A 19,662-nucleotide genomic window follows, 5' to 3' on the forward strand; every position below is an offset into this window, starting at 1 on the left:
CTAACTATGCTGATACAATTTTACTGTAGTTTATATTAGTCTCTTTAAGCAGTCTATTAAAAACAATTAGTCCAGAAATGCCAAAAATTAACGCTGTAAACCAATAGATATAGAATAAATTACTATCAAACGGCAAATAAGCATTTACTGGAGTAAATAAAAATAAACTTGGCATAGACATTATACCGCAAACTGTTTGATAAGATTGCATTTTTTTTAATTTAGATGAAGTCCTAATTTGTTTATAAAGAGCAATGGCAAGTGGTATAACAATAGATATTAAAAACAACCAAAGTGTTACTTTTTGAATATTTAACTCCTTTATACTAAACAAAGCAAAAGCTATTAATGCAGTGAAAATTATAAACCTTGGTTTATAAAAAAACAAAGCTACTTGCTTAATAATTTGTTTTTGATAGATCCAATGAATTTTACTTTGCCTTTCTTTAGTAAAGGTTTTAATAAAATCACGATTCCTCATTAAAAAAGCATGCAGTTTTTCGGTTTGGCTCTCTAATTCATGTTTTGAAGCTAAGTGATCTATCAATTCTATACGGACATCTATAAACTTAACTTTATGACGAATTAAAAATTCATCTATCTTTTTTATATCTTCTTTACGTAACTCTACCATTACTCCAAACTAAATTTAGGGTTTACCAATGCTTGCATAGTTGCAATATAATTAGCTAACTCATTTAACTTATTACTGGTTTCTTTTTCACCGCTTTCTGTAATTTTATAGTATTTACGTAAACGGTTATCTACTTTTTTAACCTCAACATCAAGCAAACCTTGAGCTTCAAGTTTATGTAATGCAGGATACAATGCGCCTTCGGTAATTTTTAATTCGCCTTTGGTCAACTCCTTCACTTTTTGGGTAATCTCGTAACCATACATTTTATCGCTTTCGTTTAAAAGCTTCAAAATAATAGTGGTTAAACTTCCTTTATATAATTTAGAATTACTCATACTTCAAATATACATAATTTTCTTATGCATAATAATCTTAGGTATTATTTTTTTCATAATTGATTTTAATTAATTTCTTGTTCACTATTTTTACAAAAAATAAACAGATGTCACATTTTCATAAACTATCAATAAAAAACATAACCCGTCAAACAGATAAATGTGTGACGTTAAGTTTTAATATTCCAGAGCATTTAAAACAAAAATTTAACTTTTCTGCTGGGCAATACATTACGCTTAAAACTATTTTAAACGGTGAAGAAGTGCGTAGAGATTACTCTTTGTGCTCATCGCCTAAAAGCGGAAACATTACTGTGGCAATTAAGGAGGTTGAGAACGGAACATTTTCTAAACATGCAAATAATACTTTAAAAGAAGGAGACCTTCTAGAAGTTGCAGAACCTCAAGGCCGTTTTACTTTTACTCCAGATAATTCTAAACCTAGAACTATAGCTGCATTTGCCGCTGGAAGTGGCATTACTCCTGTTTTAAGTATTGCAAAAGCTGTTTTAGAAGAAGAATTAAACAGTACATTTATATTAGTTTATGGAAATAAAACAACTAAGGACACCATTTTTTTAAACGAAATACTAGAACTACATCACGAATACAAAGACCGTTTCGACATTAAGTTAGTGTTTAGCCAATCTCAAGAACCAGATGCTTTATTTGGTCGCATAGAAAAGAGCACAGTTAATCTTATTGTAAAAAACAAATACAAACACACTTCTATAGACGCCTTTTATCTTTGTGGTCCAGAAGCCATGATACATACAGTAAAAGATGTATTAACAGAGAATAATATCTCTGAAGACAAGGTGTTTTTCGAACTTTTTAAAGTTGCTAAAGCAGAGCAAGCGATAGAAAATGCTGTAAACAAAGGAGAAACAGAAATAAAAGTGATTGTGGACGACGAAGAAAAAACCTTTGTAATGTCTAAATCTCAAACTATTTTAGAAGCCGCTTTAGATAAAGATTTAGATGCGCCTTACTCGTGCCAAGGTGGTATTTGTAGTAGTTGTATTGCTAGGGTTAAAGAAGGCGAAGCGACGATGAGACAAAACAATATACTAACAGATAATGAAGTTGCCGAAGGTTTAGTATTAACTTGCCAAGCGCAACCTACGAGCGCAAAAATTGTTGTGGATTATGATGATGTATAAAAAAAGACTCTTTTAGATCTTATTAATTTTATAGTATCGATTCTATCTTTCTAATTATAGCCTCTGGAGCAATTGTTCTAGAGGCTTCTTTATAGCCTTCTGGATATTTATTACCGTAAATTGATGTTGGAATTAGGGGAAACTGACTTCTATTGGCAAGCAAACTATAATCTTCTGGTTGATTAAAAGGTGTAAAACCTGCAAAAGGATGTGTAACATTCCAAATCGTTATTACTTTTTTCCCTAACATTGCAGCAATATGTGCGTTTCCAGAATCCATAGACAGCATAACATCTAGATTAGAAATAACATTTAACTCTTGATTTAAAGACAATTCCCCTGCTAGATTAACAACATTATCATAATTGTTTTGAAAGATATTTAGAGTTTTAATTTCCTTTTCTCCGCCTCCAAACAAGACGATTTTATGGGTTTTTGATAAAACAGATATTACGTGTTCTAATAAATCTAAAGGATACATTTTAGACTCGTACTGCGCAAAAGGTGCAATTCCAATCCAACTTTTGTTGTCTTTTCCTAACAATTTTTGTGTACTATCTTCAAGTTTAGATTGTTCAGGAAAAGTAGGATTAGAAAGGTCTAGAGTATAACCTAATGTTCTAAAAACATCAGCATAGCGCTCTTGTGTTGTTTTTAGTTGCTCGAATTTGCGACCTTCTACTAAAGCTTTCTTTTCACCTCTACCTTTATCCAATTGCTTGAAAGTTCTTCCGAAGAAAAAAACTTTAAAATCTTTGTTCTTAAAACGTTGTGTAAGTCTGCAACCTTATCTATTCCTAGATTCTTTAACGCTCTAGAGAGTCTATAAAGTCCAAAAAAACCTTTATGTTTTCCTGTTAAATCAGGCGAAAAAACAGTAACATTTTTTAAATCCCTAAAAAAGGGTTTAAAAAACGCTCGTGTTAACACGGTAAGTTTAATATTAGGATGTTGTTGTAAAAAAGCACGCAAAACCGGAACAGACATTGCAACGTCTCCCATTGCTGAGAGTCTAATTACTAGAATGTGTTTTTGTTTTACGGCCATAATATTATATGTCATTGAACGCATTCAAAATATTAAAAAGCGAGATTCCTCACTTCGTTCTGAATGACACAATTATTATTTTTGGTTTCTTAAAACAGGATTAAGCTCATCGTCATTATACATTTTCATTTGCTTATACACTTTCATGTATTTATTGCCTTTACTAATGTCTTCTAATAAAGTATCTATAGCAGTAGATAAGTCTACACGCTGTTCTAATAAAATGTCTAGTTTAGTTTGACAAGCAGCTCTATGCGTATTAGAAGCGTTAGCTCTTGTTGCTTCCTCTTCCATATGGTACACTTTAAGTGCCAAAATAGATAATCTGTCTACTCCCCAAGCTGGGCTTTCGGTATTAATTGTAGCATCGCTTTTAGAAGAAACATCATTATATTTTTCTAAAAAATAACCATCAATATATTCCACCATGTCTGTTCTGTCTTGGTTAGAAGCATCAATTTTTCGCTTTAACTTTAAGGCAGCCACTGGATCTATTTGTGGATCACGAATGATATCTTCGTAATGCCATTGCACAGTATCTATCCAACATTTTCTATACAGTAAATGTTCTAATAAATCTGATTTATCATATTTATTAGTAAATGGTTGATCTACAGTATTAATCTGGTGGTATTTTGCTATTACATCTTGAAAAATAGCATTTGCTTTAGTTGAAAACATAGTCATTTATTTTTTATCACTGTAAAATTACGTATAAATATTTAACTTTACCGTTCAATACTTACTTACAACATGATGCAAATTCATAATTTATCCGATGAGAATTCAATTTTAAATACTTTTATATCCGAAATACGAGATGTCGACATTCAAAAAGACAGCATGCGTTTTAGAAGAAACATAGAGCGTATTGGTGAAATTTTAGGTTATGAAATGAGTAAATCATTAAGTTTTAAAACCCAAAACGTAACAACACCGTTAGCTGAAATTGCAGTAAAAACCATTGACAATGACGTTGTATTATGTTCTATTTTAAGAGCTGGAGTACCATTACATAATGGCTTGTTAAATTATTTTGACAAAGCTGAAAACGCCTTTATCTCTGCTTACAGGCACCATTTAGAAAACCCTGAAACGTTTGAAATTATTGTGGAATATCTTGCTTGCCCAAGTTTAGAGGGTAAAACACTAATTCTTGCAGATCCTATGATAGCAACAGGGCAATCGCTACTCGCTACTTTTGAAGCTTTAAAACCATTTGGAACACCAAAAGAGATTCACTTAGCGGCAGTAATTGGCGCGCAAGAAGGCGTTGACTTTGTTGCTGAAAATTTTCCAAAAAATACACATTTATGGATTGCAACCATTGATAAAGAACTTAATAGTAAGGGTTACATTGTGCCTGGCTTAGGTGATGCAGGAGATTTGGCTTTTGGAGAAAAACTACAACACTAATAATACAAACGGAATTACTAAAATAAAAATAACAAAGAGCGTTTTAAACCATTTTTCGTTTATGGTTTCTATATAGTTTGAAATAATAATAGCTAATGGAGCGAATAAAAACAAAAATTCACTTCCGCTCTTTTTTGGTGCAATAATGACTAAAAAAAGCGCTAAAATAAACATCGCAAAAATGACCTTGTATGATGGTCTAAAGGTTTTCTTTTTATTACTAATATCCTTTAAATAAAAAATTGAAGCCCATAAACCAAAAGACAACAACATCGTTATGGCCACAATAAACTGAATAGAATTATAAGCATTAAAATTAAAACTCACGTTTGTATCCATGTTTAATACAGAAAAAAAGTCATCGCTTAGAATAATAGAGAGACTTATAGAAGTCATGGCCACTGCTGTTAAACCAATACATGGTACAATCCATTTTTTTACTTCGGATTCTGCGTGAAATAAAAGAGCCAGAAATATTAAGATAAAAAAGAGTAGCGACCAAAAATAAAACAGACTTGCAAGACCAATTAAAAAACCTGCATCAAACAGCTTTTTTATGTGCTCGTTTTGTGTCCTTAAACTAATAATTCTCCTTAGTGCCAAAAGCACTAAAAAATTAGATAATACAATTTCCCAGTTTAAAAAAACCTGAGGAATAGTAAGTAAAAATGCTGTAAAATATAAAACTTCGGTATTTCTTTTTTTAGACAATGAATTTTTAGTAACAATAAAGTCTACTAATAAAACCGATAAAAAACAACATAAAAAAATAGGAGCAAATTTAGAAATTGAATCTCTATTTAAAGTAATATAGCTATACTTATAAATAGCAACAAACAGTGCTAATAGAGATAACGAAAAAACAATTAAAAAATTAATTGGTTTAGATTTACTAAAAATGCTTGTAATCATTATCTGTTTTTGTATTTTTGCTATATAAATTTACTATTATTATGAAAGACTTATTTTACGCTATCCAAGACTTTTTTGTAAATGTTGCATTTGCACCTTACGATATGTTTAGAGCATTAGAATTAGAAAACTGGTTTGCAGCAAACGGTGTTAACTGGCTATTTGCTGTTATTGGCTTAGTAGCAATGGTTTTCTGGATGTTACAATTAAAGAAATTTGACAGTAATAACGAAGAAGATAAAAGTATCTCTTCGCACTCGTACCTATAAATCGAAACCAATATCTTTTCGATAATTAATCTTATCAAAATGTAGTCTTTCTATATTTTGATAAGATTTTTTTATGGCCTCTTGATATGTATTTCCAAAGCTCGTAATTGCCATAACTCGACCACCAGAGGTCACTACTTTATCATCTTTAAGTTGAGCTCCTGCGTGAAAAGCTATAGAACCTTTAATACTTTCTATACCAGATATTACCTTTCCTTTCTCATAAGCTTCCGGGTATCCACCAGAAACTAACATAACTGTTGCGGCAGAACGCTCATCTATCTCTATGCCTATTTTATCCAAAGTCTGGTTGGCAACGGCTTCAAAAACTTCAACTAAGTCATTTTTTAAACGCGGTAAAACAACTTCTGTTTCTGGATCACCCAAACGCACATTATATTCGATAACAAAAGGCTCATTTCCAACTTTTATTAAGCCTATGAACACAAAACCTTTATAAGGTAAATTATCTTTTTGTAATCCGTTAATGGTAGGAATAACAATACGTTCGTTTATTTTAGACATGAAAATATCATCTGCAAAAGGCACAGGAGAAATAGCTCCCATTCCACCGGTATTTAAGCCGGTATCTCCTTCTCCAATGCGCTTATAATCTTTGGCTGTTGGAAGGATTTTGTAATTTACACCGTCTGTTAAAACAAAACAGCTTAATTCTATGCCATCTAAAAACTCTTCAATAACCACTTTGGTACTCGCTATACCAAATTTAGCATCTACAAGCATGGCTTTTAACTCTGCTTTAGCTTCATCTATATCTTCTAAAATAACCACTCCTTTTCCGGCGGCTAAACCATCGGCTTTTAACACGTATGGTGGCTTTAATGTCTCTAAAAAGGCATAACCGTCTTCTACACTATTGGCATTAAAACTTTGGTATGCGGCTGTTGGAATATTATGTCTAAATAAAAATTCTTTAGCAAATTCCTTACTACCTTCTAATTCTGCTGCTGCTTTTTGTGGGCCAATAACCGCAACGTTTTTAAGCGCTTCGTCTTCTAAAAAGAAATCATGAATACCTAAGACTAACGGGTCTTCTGGTCCAACAACAACCATAGTAATATTATTGTTTAATACGACTTCTTTTATGGCTTTAAAATTGGTTACACCAATGGGAATATTAGTGGCAACTATTGCAGTGCCCGAATTCCCTGGAGCTACGAATAAGTTTTTACACTTGTTGCTTTGTGCTATTTTCCAAGCGATAGTATGTTCTCTACCTCCAGAACCCAGTATTAATATATTCATAGTTGATGTTGTTTATGCAAAAATACTGATTTGAATTAAAACACTCTTCCGAAATTAAGTTTTTCAACTGAAACCTATCCTATAATAAAAAGGTTTGAAATTGATTTGGTATTAATGGTTGAGTAGATTAAAAACACTAACAAAGGAAGTCCTATTTATATGAAAAGGTTGAATAATAGAGTTATTGAGCTTTAATGGAATCAATCTGTAAATTCAATCTTATGTTTTTTTACCAAGATTACAGTCTCATTTATTAAATTACAATGCATTTTTTTATTAAATTAGATTTTAATTTCTTAAATATTTACAATTGAATCTATTTGATCTTTCCTTAAAACTAAAAGGCTTTCCAATTAAAAAAGCGAAGCTTGTTTTGGAAAAAATAAGTGCATTAAATACCACAGAGAAAGAACAGCATATTATTGACAAAAGAATAGCGATTTTAACCTATCATTTAAAGTGTAATTCATTCTATAAATCATTTGCAACAGATGCTCATGTGAAAAATTGGAATAGTATTCCTATTTTGACTAAACGTGATTTACAGCAACCTATAAATAATAGGCTTTCAGAAGGTTTTTCGAGTAAAAATTGTCAAATTAATAACACATCTGGTTCTTCAGGCTACCCTTTATCATTCGCAAAAGATCAGTTTTCTCATGCTTTATCTTGGGCTATTTTTATGGATAGATACAGTTGGTATGATTTAGATTTAAACACCTCCAAACAGGCTCGATTTTATGGTATTCCTCTAGACAAAATGAGTTATTACAAAGAGAGGCTTAAGGATAAATTAAGTAATAGGTTTCGGTTTTCGGTTTTTGATATGAGTGATGCACAACTTTCTAAAAATGTCGAGTTATTTAGTAAATCGTCTTTTGAGTATCTCTATGGCTACCCAAATGCATTGACGCTTTTTGGAAAGTATTTAAAGCGTGAAAATATTATTCTAAAAGATAAATGTAAAAGTCTAAAAGCCTATATCGCAACCTCTGAAACATTGTTTGAAAACGATAAAAAACTCATGGAAGAACAATTTGGTGTTCCAGTAATTAACGAATATGGCTGTGCAGAATTAGGCCTAATAGCATTTCAAAATACTAACGATGAATGGCTTATTAATAGTGACGATTTATATGTTGAAATTTTAGATGAAAACGATAAAATTCTACCTTATGGTGCTCAAGGTCGAATAGTAATTACATCGCTTTATAATAAAGCGCACCCATTTATTCGCTACGATATAGGTGATATTGGCATACTGTCAAAACACAGTACCCTAAGTAAGCCTATTTTAAAATCTTTAATAGGAAGAACTAACGACACTTTAAACTTACCTAGCGGTAAAACAGCTGCAGGTTTTACAATGTATTACGTTACAAAAACGGTTATTGAGGACACTTCCAAAATAAAAGAGTTTATGTTAGAACAGTTTAAGCTCGACACATTTAAAGTGAGTTATGTGGCTGATGATAAACTTACAGAAACGCAAAAAGCTACAATTAAAAAAGCCCTTGACGACTATTTAGAACCTGGTTTAACGGTTTCCTTCGAGAGGAAAAAAAGTCTAGAACGCGCTAAAAGTGGAAAAGTAAAACAGTTTATTTCATATGTAAAATAATACTATTCTAATTTTAAAGAAGAAATAGTAACCGTTTGCTTACTTTTTATAAAAAAATGTTCTACAAGAAATACTAACATACAATACATTGATTTTAATGTAGAAAAACCTAAACCTCTTTTATAAACCCAATAGTTGTGTTTTAATAATTCTACTTTGTTAGAAGACATAGAGTTTTCTCGAACACGGTAAAAGGCTAACGATTCTTTGACGCTTTTAGCAGGTTTACCTGAAGCTTTTATTGCATTTAACCATAACAACCAATCTTGACGTTTGCGTAAATTAGGCGATGTTATTTTACCCAGTACACGAGCATTGTATATCCCTGTTAAATTGCCAATATAATTGCTTTTTAAGTATTTGTTATAGGTTAATATTGGTAAGGCTTGTACTAATTTATTTAACGGTTTTCCTACTTCGTCAATTTGCTCGTAACTACTAAAACATACATGGCAATTTTCCTTTTGCATGAATGCTATTTGCTTATTTAGTTTTTCTGGTTTCCAAAGGTCATCTGCATCTAAAAATGCTATATAATCGCCTTTGGCAGCTATTATGCCTTTGTTCCTGGAAATTGCGGCTCCTTGATTGGTTTCGTTTCTAAGGAGCTTTATATTGCTATTTTTCGCAATATGGTTTTTAGCAATACTAATAGTCTCATCGGTAGAACAATCGTCTACTAAAAGTAATTCCCAATTAGAATAGGTTTGTTGTAATACAGATTGAATGGTCTCGTTTATAAACGCTTCCGAATTGTAAAGTGGTGTAATTATAGAAACAAGTGCTTTCATAATTAATAAGCTTTTTCTTGACCTTTATAAATATTTAAAGTAGTCTGAATAATAATTTTAAGGTCTAATAACAAAGACCAGTTTTCAATGTAAAAGTTATCGAATTTTATACGATTAATGATATCTTCATCACTTTTAATTTCACCTCTATAACCTTTTATTTGCGCTAAACCAGTTATACCTGGCTTTACATGATGACGGAAAATAAAATTATACTTATCGATTTTTTTAGAGTAGTCTTCCGTGTAAGATAACATGTGCGGTCTTGGTCCCACAACAGACATGTCTCCTAAAATTACATTAATAAATTGTGGCAATTCATCTATACTCGTTTGGCGTAAAAATTTACCAATTTTAGTCAATCTTGTATCGTTTTGTTTCACATAAGTGCCTTGAACCTCTTTAACTGTTCTTAAAGATCTAAACTTATAACAGTTAAATTCTTTGTAGTTTATTCCATTACGTTTGTGCTTATAAAATAATGGTCCTTTAGACTCTAGTTTTATTAAAATAAATAGAATAACGGAAACCCAAGACAATATAAAAACGATAATAATCAACGAAAAAATAACATCGAAAATACGTTTAACTAACTTATTAAAATCGTTATTTAAAGCTACTTGTTGTATGGATAGTACAGGAAGATAATTGTAAAAATCTGTTTTTAATCGCTTAGAAAACAACTTTTTAGTTTCTGGTATAAATTTAATATTGCAATGGTGAATATTAGCATATTTCACAAAGTCCTTAACTTGGTTTTCAGTGAGTTCGTCTAGTGCGCAGTAAATTTCATCGATACCTTCTTTTGATTCTAAAAACAAAAAACTATCTTTTATATTTCCAGTAATATCTTTAGACTTGCTATTACTAAAACAAGCTAACAATTTGTAACCTAGTTCCTTTTTTTGAAGGAAAATTGACTTTAATTCCTTTGCACCTTCGGTATCTCCTATAATAACTATACGCCGAATGTTTCCTTTTAGCCTTAAACGGAAGGCTCTAAGTAAATAGTAACTTATAATTTTTACAGAGCCAATAATTAAGAAGGCTGAAACCAAATATTTAAAAGTTACGAAAGCTTGAATATTAACACTCCTAAAAACACCAATAAAAGCATAAACTAGTAGGGAAAATATTAGAAATTGTTTAATTAAAAGTGAAAAAATATTTATAGGAGAAGTATATCTGTAAACCTTATAATAGCTAATAAAAGAAGTTGAAAACATCCAAAGTATAATGGAATATACTATATACAACAGTTGTTTATTGTTGAAAAAAGTTGTGGAGAAAAAATAAAGGTTTTCCTCATTAAAATTGAATAAATAAAACGCTAAAAGATTAATAATAGACAAGTCGAAAAGCACCAAAAAAGGTCTCATTAACCAAGAATATCTTCCGCGCGTATATTCCATTTACTATTTAATATTATAACTTGAAAAATCTTTGTGTTCGCTTTTATATAACTCGTCTTTACTTAGGTTTTTAAAGTAATCGAAAGTGATTTTCATACCTTCTGCTCTCCCTACTTTTGGTTCCCAACCTAATAGTTTTTTTGCTAAAGAAATATCTGGTTGTCTCTGCATAGGATCGTCTACAGGTAAATCTTTATAAATTACTTTTTGTGTTGTATTGGTAAGTTTAATAATTTCTTCAGCAAAATCTTTTATTGTAATCTCATGTGGGTTTCCAATATTAACTGGATAACTGTAATCACTTAAAAGTAATTTGAAGATACCTTCTACTTGATCGTCTACATAACAAAAAGAACGCGTTTGAATACCATCTCCAAAAACAGTTAAATCTTCACCACGCAACGCTTGACCCATAAAAGCTGGAATAACACGACCATCATTAAGTCGCATTCTTGGACCATAAGTATTAAATATACGAACGATGCGTGTTTCTACTCCATGAAATCTATGGTAAGCCATTGTTATGGACTCTTGAAAGCGTTTAGCTTCATCATAAACACCTCTGGGTCCAATAGTATTTACGTTTCCATAATACTCTTCCGTTTGTGGATGTACTAAAGGGTCTCCATATACTTCTGATGTAGAAGCAATAAGTAATCTCGCCTCTTTAGCTTTAGCTAAACCTAACAAATTATGTGTCCCTAAAGATCCAACTTTGAGTGTTTGGATTGGTATTTTAAGGTAATCTATTGGGCTCGCAGGTGATGCAAAATGTAAAATATAATCTAAATCACCTTCAATTTTAATAAACTCTGTTACATCGTGTTTTATAAAACTAAAATTAGCTTGATCTTTAAGGTGAGATATGTTTTTTTTATCTCCCGTTATAAAGTTATCCATACCAATAACCCGGTAGCCTTCATTAATAAAGCGGTCACATAAATGGGAACCTAAAAAACCTGCTGCTCCTGTTATTAATACTTTTTTTAAGCTCATTATCTTCCTATTGATATATATTTAAATCCTTCGTTTACAATATCTTTAACATCATATAAATTTCGTCCATCGAAAATAATGTTACCATTCATTGCGGACTTCATTTTATTAGTATTTGGGGTTCTAAAAAGACTCCACTCGGTACAAATTATTAAAGCATCTGCATTTTCTAAAGCATCATACATACTTTGTGCATAGTTTATTTTATCTCCTAGCTTTCTCTTTACATTTGGCATAGCTTCTGGATCAAAGGCTGTAATATTAGCTCCAGAATCCAACAAACTATCTATCATATAAAGTGCTGGTGCTTCACGAATATCGTCTGTTTCTGGTTTAAATGCTAATCCCCAAATAGCTATATTTTTGCCTTTTAAATTATTCTTGAAATGTGCTTTAATTTTAGGAATTAACACCAATTTCTGTTTTGCGTTTACACTGATAACCGCGTCAAGAATTTGAAAATTATAGTTATTGTCTTTTCCTGACTTGTGAAGTGCTTTTACATCCTTTGGAAAGCAAGAACCACCATAGCCGATACCTGGAAATAAGAAACGCTTACCGATTCTAGAATCGGTGCCCATTCCTGTTCTAACTTTATCGACATCTGCACCTACTTTTTCGCAAAAGTTAGCAATCTCATTCATAAATGTAATTTTTGCAGCTAAAAAGGCATTTGAGGCATATTTGGTAAGTTCCGCAGATTTCTCGTCCATTACGATTATTGGGTTTCCTGAACGCACATAGGGATTGTAAAGTTTCTCCATAAGCTTAATAGCTTTGTCACTACTTGCGCCTATAACAATTCGTTCTGGCTTTAAAAAGTCGTCTACAGCAAAGCCTTCTCTCAAAAATTCTGGATTAGAAACCACATCAAAATCTACAGTAGCGTTTTTAGCAATTGCTGCTTCCACTTTTTCTGAGGTACCCACTGGAACGGTACTTTTATCTACTATAACTTTATAATCTTTAATAAGTTTACCTATATCGTCTGCAACCCCCAAAATGTATTTTAAATCGGCAGAACCATCTTCATCTTCAGGTGTTGGTAAAGCAAGAAAAATAATATCCCCATGCTCTAAACCTTCAGCTAAATTAGTTGAGAATTTTAGACGGTTTGCTTTAATATTTCTTTCAAATAAAACCTCTAAATACGGCTCGTAAATAGGTACCTGACCATTCTGCATTTGTTTAACTTTATTTGCATCTATATCTATACAAAGCACATCGTTTCCTGTTTCTGCAAGGCAAGTTCCTGTTACTAAACCTACATACCCTGTACCTATTACTGCTATTTTCATTGACTATTTTTCTTATGTTCTAAAATCTTAATATGCTATTGAAATAGCTATTTTTTTATTGCACAAATTACAATAAAAGAAAGGGAATATTTCTATTCTAGCAAATATAAAAGAAACCCTTTATAGTTGTATTATTTTCTACAAAGATGTTTAATCTAAATCTTCAAATTCTGAGTTTCGACTTTTAAACGTTTTTAATATCCTTTTAAGTTGCGTTACAACAGCGATGGTATCTTGTTCGTTCGCTAATTTTTGAAGTATATTTATATCTACTGTAATTTCTTTTAAAGATAATATTTTCTTTTCCTTTACTAAGTAAATTTCTGGATGCTGTGTTTTTTCTTTATTTACATCACTTGCAACTAGATCTTCGTGTAGTTTTTCTCCTGGTCTTAAGCCAATTGTCTCTATTTGCACTTTTTCTTCTTTAAAATTCAATTCATTTATTGTCTCTTTTGCTATTTCTAAAATAGACTTAGACTCTCCCATCTCAAATAAGAAAACATCTCCTGTTTTTGCAAATTTTAAACTTTCAAACAATAATATAATTACTTTTGAAAGACTAATAAAATACCTTGTTGCTTCTCTATCTGTAATTGTAAGTGTTCCATTATTTAATAATTGTTCTTTAAATAATGGAATTACAGATCCGTTAGAGTTTATAACGTTACCAAATCTTAGAGTTATAAATCGTGTAGATTCTGGATGTTTTTCACTTAATGCATTTATATATTTTTCCGCGAGAAGTTTAGTAGCTCCCATTACATTTGCTGGTTCGACAGCTTTATCTGTAGAAATAAAAATGAAGTTTTTAACCTTGTGTTTTATAGATGCATCTGAAAGTATTTTAGTTCCTATACAATTTACTTCTACACCAGGAATTGGATTTCTTTCTATAATTGGCACATGTTTATATGCTGCTGTATGAAAAATAAAATCTATAGCATGTGTACTAAATAATTTTTCTATGAGTGCTATATTCGTAATGCTACCAAGTACAAATTTAATGTGATCTATTTTTAATCCTTTTAAACGTAAAGTTTCTTCTAGGTTAAAAAGAGGTGTTTCAGCATTATCTAATAGAATAATTGTTGCAGGCTGATTTTGTAGTATAAAATGCGTTAAAGCGGATCCTATTGTTCCCGCTGAACCTGTAATTAGGACACATTTATTTTTAAACATAACATTATTTTCTTTTTATAAATTCAACTAAAACTTCAGCTATAAAAAGCCTATCGTTTAAAGACATATTAGATCCCGAAGGTAAGCAAACACCTTGATTAAATAAATTGCTACTAATTGTTGTTCCGTAAAAAGGGTTATTTGTAAAAACGGGTTGTAAATGTAATGGCTTCCATAAAGGTCTCGCCTCTATATTATGCGCTGCTAAGTAATTTATAAATTCCGTTTTATTAAAATGCGCTTGGGTATTTATTAATATGCACGTTAACCAATAATTAGATTTAAAATTCGTGTCTTCCGATTTAAACACTGTAATATCTTTACTTCCCTTAAATAGGTCTTGATAAAATGAATGGTTTAATTGTCGTCTAGCAATGCGTTTAGAAAGCACTTCCATTTGTCCTTTTCCAATTGCCGCACAAACGTTACTCAACCTGTAATTAAAACCTATTTCTTTATGCTCGTAATGTAACGCCTTCTCCTTAGCTTGTGTTGCATAAAAGAGTGTTTTCTCTTTATCTTCCTTATTACGACTTACTAAGACGCCACCACCAGAAGTGGTTATAATTTTATTACCATTAAACGAAAAGATTGAAAAATCACCAAATGTGCCACACTTTTTATTTTTATATTCAGAGCCTAAAGCTTCAGCCGCGTCTTCAATAACAGGAATATTGTATTGTGAAGCAATTTCTAAAATCTCATCTATTTTGGCTGGCATACCGTAGAGATCCACAAAAATGATCGCTTTAGGTTTCTTTTTTAACTTTATACGGTCTATTATAGCTTCCTCTAAGTAATTAGGGCACATATTCCACGTTTCTATTTCGCTATCTACAAAAACAGGTGTGGCTCCTAAATAGGTTATTGGATTTGCAGTAGCTACAAAGGTGAAACTTTGACACAACACTTCATCTCCAGCTTTAACATTTAATAATTTTAATGCTAAATGAATGGCCGCTGTACCCGAAACTAAAGCAGTTGAAAAACTAGACCTTTTTAAATACTTATCAATAGCAGTTTCAAAACCTATAATATGAGGTCCAACTGGTGCTATCCAGTTTTCTGAAAAAGATTCTTTAACGTAGTATTGTTCCATTTCGCCTATATGTGGAGACGATAACCAAATCTTAGATTTCATACATTATAAAAAGGTTTTAACAAGGTAATACATATCTTTTTTAAAACTTAATTCCTGTACATACTTAACATTAAATTCGACTTTTTTAGGCCAAATAACATCTCTATTATATGCTTCAGGGTTACTTTGACTTGCAAGTAATTGCTCTTCTCTTTTAAAATATAACGTTGCAGGTCCTGTAACACCAGGTTTTACAGATAAAATAATAGCATCGTCTCCCATTAAAACATCTGCAAATCCTAAAATGTCTGGTCTGGGTCCTACAAAACTCATATCACCTAAAAACACATTAAAAATCTGTGGAAGTTCGTCTAACTTAGAACGACGTAAAAAAGAACCTATTTTAGAAATGGTTTGATTCTTTTGATATGTTTTAATCTTATAAATTATAAACTCTTTTTTAAGATAGCCAATTCGGGTTTGAGTGAATAACCCAAGTGATTTTGTATCAATACTTGCTATGACAATTAAAAGTAAAATCAGCCACGAAAAGAAAAAAGAAATAATAATGAAAAAAAGATGTCGCTTAACCTTTTATAGTATTTATAATGTGTAATTGTTTTTAACATTTATAATATTTGTAACTACACAAAGGATTTAATAAGCTTTTTCTTCTCCTCTGAGAGCGTTTAAAAAGGTTTGTATTACAATTTTAATATCCATTAATAACGACCAATTTTCAACATAAAAAATATCGAACCGAACACGATTTATAATGTCCTTTTTAGTTTCTATTTCCCCCCTGAAACCACTAACTTGAGCTAAACCAGTTATACCGGGTTTTACAAGCTGTCTTACCATAAATTTATCTACACTTTTAGCGTACATATTTGAGTGACTAATCATGTGTGGTCTTGGTCCAGCAACAGACATATCTCCTAAAAATACATTAAAAAACTGAGGTAATTCATCTATACTAGTTTTTCTAATGAATCTACCTACTTTAGTAACACGCATATCATTTTTTGTTGCCTGTTTTAGGTTTGCATTTTCATTAATTGTCATCGATCTAAATTTAAAACATTCAAATTCTGTATGACTATGACCACTTCTATATTGTTTAAAGAATACAGGCCCTTTAGATTCTAACTTAATTAAAATTGCAATGATTGGTGCAAACCAAGATAAAATGAAAACAATTATTAAGGAAGAAAAGATAATATCGAAAATACGTTTAGCAATTTTATTTATAGGCTTATCTAGAGGAACCTCGCGGAGTGATAAAACTGGAATATAGTCGTAATATTCATATTTTAATTTTTTGCTAAAAACTTCTTTATTATCAGGAATAAATTTAAGCTCTTTTAAATTATTGTCTGCAAAATTAATTAGTTTATTTATTTGGCTATTAGAAAGTTCTGAAACTGAAAAATAGATTTTATCGATTTTATTTTCTAAAACATATTTAAAACACTTTTCTAATGAAAAATCTTCTGACCTAGTATTGAATTGTTTGCTTAATTCGTATCCAAAATCTAGTCGATCTTTAAAAATTTTAATAAGCTGATTCATTATACTATTATCACCTATAGCAACAATATATCTAATATTCCCTTTAAATACAGCCCTATATTTTAAAAGCAATATATAGATTAAAATTTTAAACGTGAAAACCAATGCAGAACAAGTTGCAAAATAGTATGCCAAATATAATCGACTTACTTCTGATTGTTTAAAAAAACCAATAAAGGCATATAAGATTAAGGCATAAAAACACATTTGTAAAAAAACAAGACGCACAAGTGGAATCATTTTTGTACTACGCTGGACATTATAAAAACCTGTTTTAAAAGCTATTAAGAGCCAAAAGAACAAGCTATACCCTATGAGTAGATACAAGTTTGTGATCTTTAACGGAAATATAAATAATAAAGAGATTATAATACCAATATCTATACCACAAGCTATTGGTTTTATAAATCCCGAAAAACGATGCTGTCTATAATTCACTTCTATACATTATATTCCAAAACAACCTTAAGGTTAAGAGGCTTAGATTATTAAATATTGTTTTAAACTGAAATTGTTTTTTAAGGATATTTAATTTTTATAACTAATTATAAAAACCTTCATATTGCAAAGCTTTATTTAAGCTTAGACTGTTCCTTTTTGAGAAAAACTAAAAATATAAATGCTTAGAAAACTGGTGAAGTCCTGATTGTATAACTATTTTCATATTGATTTGGTGTCTATTAATTAATATAACTATACAAATATAATAAACTAATGCTAAATTTTAGGATTAACTTAACAAATGGTAATTTTTTCTTAAAGAAATGAACAACATTGATCTTAGACCAATTTAAAGAACATTACTTATTTCCTTTAAATCTTTCCTTAAGAACTAAAGCTATAAATTTACTATTACCTACTAAATAGCGCTTCCACATTCGTTTTGGTTCTTGAGCAAATCTATAAAACCATTCTAAACCTGAATTTTGCATCCATAATGGCGCACGCCGTACTTTACCAGAAACAACATCGAAACTACCTCCTACACCCATTACAAAATTCACTTTTTTTAATAACTCTTTGTTTTCATATAGAAAGTTTTCTTTTGTTGGAGAGCTAATCGCTACGAATAAAATATTAGCACCACTATTAGCTATTTCTCTTGCAATATCCTGTTCTTCATCTTTTTTAAAGTATCCGTTTCTATAACCTGCCACAATATTTAAAGAATATTGGTCTACGTATTTGTCCACAACCGCCTTTACAACGTTTTCTTTAGCTCCGAAGAAAAAAACCTTATAATTCTTTTTATGTGCTAACTCTACAAGGTTAACCATTAAATCAATACCTGCCACACGTTGTTTTAAAGGCTTTTTTAACACTTTTGACGCCCAAACAACGGCTTGTCCGTCTGCATTTATTAAGTCGCTTTCATTGACGCTCTCTCTTAACTGTAAATCTGATTGCATCGCCACAATTTTTCCTGCATTAACAACGACGTGATGTAATTGATCTCCTTTACTTATTGTATGGTCTACAATATTTAAAGTTTCTCGCATTGTTAAATTGTGAATATGCGTATTGAGTATGTTGATTTTGTTCATTTAATTTGAGGTATTCTCTTAAAACAACTATATAAATAGCAACCGAAGGGTAGCTGAAGAAATTCCCTGCCAAAAGTACAATAATGAATAATACAGATAACAAAATGGTAATATAAATATTTGGTTTAAAAATTAAAAATGCTTTAAAAAAAACAGAATAGTAGAAAAAACCACCAATTATTCCAAAAAAATAAAAAATATCGACAAACTCCATTTGAGATTTGGTTTTTAAATCGGAAACACCTCCAAAAAGGTAATTCACAATACTCCAATTTCCCTTAATAAAAGGTAATGTTCGTTCTAAAAACAATACATCTCTGTATGACATTAACGATGACATTAAACCGTGCTTCTGTCTAATTTCATTAAATATTCCAAATTTAAAAAAAACGAAATACACACACATACAACTAAAAAGTAATAATAAACACCCAACGATCTTTTTGTTGAAACGCATATATTTCCATAAATAGATTACAAAAAAGCTAAACAAAAAGAGGTAACACACTTTTGTTCCTATAAAAAACATAGAGAAAATAATAATAAGATTTGGAATCTTTTTAAAAACAGCTTTCTTATATTTCGCAAATAGACATATAAGCGCTATACAATACGCATAAGAACCTGTTGCCGTGGAAACAAACAAACCATTAAAACCAAAACGATCTCCTAAATAAGAATGGAATGCTTCTACATTAAACAGAACCCCAACAATTATCATAAATGCATTAAAAAGCATTATATACTCGAAAAACATAAATAGTAATTCTCTTTGAGAATCTGATAATTTGTAATTTAAAAAAAACAGAAGAAGAAGAATAGGGAAAATCAGTTTTATAAAAGCAATTAAAATACTAATAGAAAAACCATTAGCTATCGCTATTTGCCCAATTAAAAATGTAATAAAAAGTCCACCTATAACCAAAAGTTGTTTTGGTTTCTTTATTAAAAGATAAAGTGTTAGGCACACAAAAGTAATTCCTTTTGTAACCTGAGGTAATAAAGAAATTTCTCCTGTTGAAAATAAAACGACTTTAAAATAAGCTTCAGTTATAAAAAAAAGAAGCAATAGTATTGAAACCCCGTGAACATTAATTCTTTTCTTTTCTTCCTTTAACAT

General features: G+C 30.7%; 21 protein-coding genes. 4 read left to right on the forward strand and 17 right to left on the reverse strand.

Annotated features, from left to right (window positions below; genetic code table 11):
* Positions 1–4 precede the first annotated feature (4 nt).
* Both RH82_RS09780 and RH82_RS09785 read right to left on the reverse strand, forming a co-directional pair.
* A complete protein-coding gene (locus RH82_RS09780) occupies positions 5–634 on the reverse strand; it encodes a hypothetical protein (RefSeq protein ID WP_034060326.1) in 630 nt (209 codons plus the stop codon).
* Positions 634–972 (reverse strand): PadR family transcriptional regulator, encoded by a 339-nt coding sequence (locus RH82_RS09785; protein ID WP_034060328.1) that lies wholly within the window; start codon positions 970–972, stop codon positions 634–636. Before RH82_RS09785 ends, RH82_RS09780 begins: the two co-directional genes overlap by 1 nt.
* 107 nt (positions 973–1,079) lie before the next feature.
* On the opposite strand from RH82_RS09785, the gene RH82_RS09790 reads away from it, so the two are divergent.
* The gene (locus RH82_RS09790) at positions 1,080–2,135 is read left to right on the forward strand and encodes a ferredoxin--NADP reductase (protein WP_034060330.1); all 1,056 of its coding nucleotides are present in this window, start codon (positions 1,080–1,082) and stop codon (positions 2,133–2,135) included.
* Positions 2,136–2,163: 28 nt separating this feature from the next.
* Here the strand turns inward: RH82_RS09790 and RH82_RS09795 are convergent, their stop codons facing one another.
* From RH82_RS09795 to RH82_RS09800, 3 genes are read right to left on the reverse strand one after another with little or no spacing between them, the layout of a single operon-like run.
* A complete protein-coding gene (locus RH82_RS09795) occupies positions 2,164–2,850 on the reverse strand; it encodes a glycosyltransferase family 9 protein (protein WP_316930922.1) in 687 nt (228 codons plus the stop codon).
* On the reverse strand, positions 2,817–3,197 hold the full coding sequence (locus RH82_RS19115; RefSeq protein ID WP_316930923.1) for a glycosyltransferase family protein: 381 nt from the start codon (positions 3,195–3,197) through the stop codon (positions 2,817–2,819). Before RH82_RS19115 ends, RH82_RS09795 begins: the two co-directional genes overlap by 34 nt.
* A 60-nt stretch (positions 3,198–3,257) precedes the next feature.
* Positions 3,258–3,863, reverse strand: a complete 606-nt coding sequence (locus RH82_RS09800) for a DUF4254 domain-containing protein (protein ID WP_034060572.1) — start codon at positions 3,861–3,863, stop codon at positions 3,258–3,260.
* A gap of 75 nt (positions 3,864–3,938) precedes the next feature.
* Here RH82_RS09800 and upp point away from each other — a divergent pair, with 75 nt between their 5' ends.
* Positions 3,939–4,598: a uracil phosphoribosyltransferase gene (upp, locus tag RH82_RS09805; RefSeq protein WP_034060573.1), complete on the forward strand. Its 660-nt coding sequence runs from the start codon at positions 3,939–3,941 to the stop codon at positions 4,596–4,598.
* Here upp and RH82_RS09810 read toward each other — a convergent pair.
* Positions 4,587–5,510 carry a DUF6427 family protein gene (locus RH82_RS09810; protein WP_034060332.1) on the reverse strand — a complete coding sequence of 308 codons (924 nt, stop codon included), beginning with the start codon at positions 5,508–5,510 and terminating at the stop codon, positions 4,587–4,589. The genes upp and RH82_RS09810 overlap by 12 nt on opposite strands.
* 41 nt (positions 5,511–5,551) lie before the next feature.
* Here RH82_RS09810 and RH82_RS09815 point away from each other — a divergent pair, with 41 nt between their 5' ends.
* Positions 5,552–5,779, forward strand: a complete 228-nt coding sequence (locus RH82_RS09815) for a DUF6341 family protein (RefSeq protein ID WP_034060335.1) — start codon at positions 5,552–5,554, stop codon at positions 5,777–5,779.
* Here the strand turns inward: RH82_RS09815 and purD are convergent.
* On the reverse strand, positions 5,774–7,045 hold the full coding sequence (purD, locus tag RH82_RS09820; protein WP_034060336.1) for a phosphoribosylamine--glycine ligase: 1,272 nt from the start codon (positions 7,043–7,045) through the stop codon (positions 5,774–5,776). The two genes, RH82_RS09815 and purD, sit on opposite strands and share 6 nt — an antisense overlap.
* Before the next feature lie 310 nt (positions 7,046–7,355).
* Here purD and RH82_RS09825 point away from each other — a divergent pair, with 310 nt between their 5' ends.
* Positions 7,356–8,666, forward strand: coding sequence for a phenylacetate--CoA ligase family protein (locus RH82_RS09825; protein ID WP_034060340.1), 1,311 nt, complete (start codon positions 7,356–7,358; stop codon positions 8,664–8,666).
* A gap of 2 nt (positions 8,667–8,668) precedes the next feature.
* Here the strand turns inward: RH82_RS09825 and RH82_RS09830 are convergent, their stop codons facing one another.
* From RH82_RS09830 to RH82_RS09875, 10 genes are all read right to left on the reverse strand, one after another.
* A complete protein-coding gene (locus RH82_RS09830) occupies positions 8,669–9,457 on the reverse strand; it encodes a glycosyltransferase family 2 protein (protein ID WP_034060342.1) in 789 nt (262 codons plus the stop codon).
* Between the two features lie 2 nt (positions 9,458–9,459).
* Positions 9,460–10,869 (reverse strand): exopolysaccharide biosynthesis polyprenyl glycosylphosphotransferase, encoded by a 1,410-nt coding sequence (locus tag RH82_RS09835; protein ID WP_034060344.1) that lies wholly within the window; start codon positions 10,867–10,869, stop codon positions 9,460–9,462.
* 3 nt (positions 10,870–10,872) lie between these two features.
* Complete coding sequence (locus tag RH82_RS09840; protein ID WP_034060346.1) at positions 10,873–11,865, reverse strand: UDP-glucuronic acid decarboxylase family protein; 993 nt, start codon at positions 11,863–11,865, stop codon at positions 10,873–10,875.
* Positions 11,865–13,163: a UDP-glucose dehydrogenase family protein gene (locus tag RH82_RS09845; RefSeq protein WP_034060349.1), complete on the reverse strand. Its 1,299-nt coding sequence runs from the start codon at positions 13,161–13,163 to the stop codon at positions 11,865–11,867. Before RH82_RS09845 ends, RH82_RS09840 begins: the two co-directional genes overlap by 1 nt.
* A gap of 150 nt (positions 13,164–13,313) precedes the next feature.
* Positions 13,314–14,345: a polysaccharide biosynthesis protein gene (locus RH82_RS09850; RefSeq protein WP_052158295.1), complete on the reverse strand. Its 1,032-nt coding sequence runs from the start codon at positions 14,343–14,345 to the stop codon at positions 13,314–13,316.
* A gap of 4 nt (positions 14,346–14,349) precedes the next feature.
* Positions 14,350–15,486, reverse strand: coding sequence for a DegT/DnrJ/EryC1/StrS family aminotransferase (locus RH82_RS09855; protein ID WP_034060352.1), 1,137 nt, complete (start codon positions 15,484–15,486; stop codon positions 14,350–14,352).
* A gap of 3 nt (positions 15,487–15,489) precedes the next feature.
* On the reverse strand, positions 15,490–15,996 hold the full coding sequence (locus RH82_RS09860) for a sugar transferase (protein ID WP_034060354.1): 507 nt from the start codon (positions 15,994–15,996) through the stop codon (positions 15,490–15,492).
* Between the two features lie 87 nt (positions 15,997–16,083).
* Positions 16,084–17,436: an exopolysaccharide biosynthesis polyprenyl glycosylphosphotransferase gene (locus RH82_RS09865; protein WP_034060357.1), complete on the reverse strand. Its 1,353-nt coding sequence runs from the start codon at positions 17,434–17,436 to the stop codon at positions 16,084–16,086.
* 362 nt (positions 17,437–17,798) lie between these two features.
* Positions 17,799–18,497 carry a WecB/TagA/CpsF family glycosyltransferase gene (locus tag RH82_RS09870; protein WP_241148037.1) on the reverse strand — a complete coding sequence of 233 codons (699 nt, stop codon included), beginning with the start codon at positions 18,495–18,497 and terminating at the stop codon, positions 17,799–17,801.
* Positions 18,457–19,662: a hypothetical protein gene (locus RH82_RS09875; RefSeq protein WP_034060361.1), complete on the reverse strand. Its 1,206-nt coding sequence runs from the start codon at positions 19,660–19,662 to the stop codon at positions 18,457–18,459. The genes RH82_RS09870 and RH82_RS09875 overlap by 41 nt, the downstream gene beginning before the upstream one ends.

The sequence above is a fragment of the Lacinutrix jangbogonensis genome, assembly GCF_000797445.1.
Lineage (GTDB): Bacteria > Bacteroidota > Bacteroidia > Flavobacteriales > Flavobacteriaceae > Lacinutrix > Lacinutrix jangbogonensis.

What these genes read in the sequence shown, in the direction of transcription:
- RH82_RS09845 (WP_034060349.1), bottom strand. Translation starts at nt 13,163, where the DNA reads ATGAAAATAGCAGTAATAGGTACAGGGTATGTAGGTTTAGTAACAGGA.
- RH82_RS09840 (WP_034060346.1), bottom strand. Translation starts at nt 11,865, where the DNA reads ATGAGCTTAAAAAAAGTATTAATAACAGGAGCAGCAGGTTTTTTAGGT.
- RH82_RS09800 (WP_034060572.1), bottom strand. Translation starts at nt 3,863, where the DNA reads ATGTTTTCAACTAAAGCAAATGCTATTTTTCAAGATGTAATAGCAAAA.
- RH82_RS09835 (WP_034060344.1), bottom strand. Translation starts at nt 10,869, where the DNA reads ATGGAATATACGCGCGGAAGATATTCTTGGTTAATGAGACCTTTTTTG.
- RH82_RS09815 (WP_034060335.1), top strand. Translation starts at nt 5,552, where the DNA reads ATGAAAGACTTATTTTACGCTATCCAAGACTTTTTTGTAAATGTTGCA.
- RH82_RS09810 (WP_034060332.1), bottom strand. Translation starts at nt 5,510, where the DNA reads ATGATTACAAGCATTTTTAGTAAATCTAAACCAATTAATTTTTTAATT.
- RH82_RS09875 (WP_034060361.1), bottom strand. Translation starts at nt 19,662, where the DNA reads ATGTTAAAGGAAGAAAAGAAAAGAATTAATGTTCACGGGGTTTCAATA.
- RH82_RS09790 (WP_034060330.1), top strand. Translation starts at nt 1,080, where the DNA reads ATGTCACATTTTCATAAACTATCAATAAAAAACATAACCCGTCAAACA.
- RH82_RS09855 (WP_034060352.1), bottom strand. Translation starts at nt 15,486, where the DNA reads ATGAAATCTAAGATTTGGTTATCGTCTCCACATATAGGCGAAATGGAA.
- RH82_RS19115 (WP_316930923.1), bottom strand. Translation starts at nt 3,197, where the DNA reads ATGACATATAATATTATGGCCGTAAAACAAAAACACATTCTAGTAATT.
- RH82_RS09780 (WP_034060326.1), bottom strand. Translation starts at nt 634, where the DNA reads ATGGTAGAGTTACGTAAAGAAGATATAAAAAAGATAGATGAATTTTTA.
- purD (WP_034060336.1), bottom strand. Translation starts at nt 7,045, where the DNA reads ATGAATATATTAATACTGGGTTCTGGAGGTAGAGAACATACTATCGCT.
- upp (WP_034060573.1), top strand. Translation starts at nt 3,939, where the DNA reads ATGCAAATTCATAATTTATCCGATGAGAATTCAATTTTAAATACTTTT.
- RH82_RS09850 (WP_052158295.1), bottom strand. Translation starts at nt 14,345, where the DNA reads ATGTTTAAAAATAAATGTGTCCTAATTACAGGTTCAGCGGGAACAATA.
- RH82_RS09870 (WP_241148037.1), bottom strand. Translation starts at nt 18,497, where the DNA reads ATGCGAGAAACTTTAAATATTGTAGACCATACAATAAGTAAAGGAGAT.
- RH82_RS09785 (WP_034060328.1), bottom strand. Translation starts at nt 972, where the DNA reads ATGAGTAATTCTAAATTATATAAAGGAAGTTTAACCACTATTATTTTG.
- RH82_RS09830 (WP_034060342.1), bottom strand. Translation starts at nt 9,457, where the DNA reads ATGAAAGCACTTGTTTCTATAATTACACCACTTTACAATTCGGAAGCG.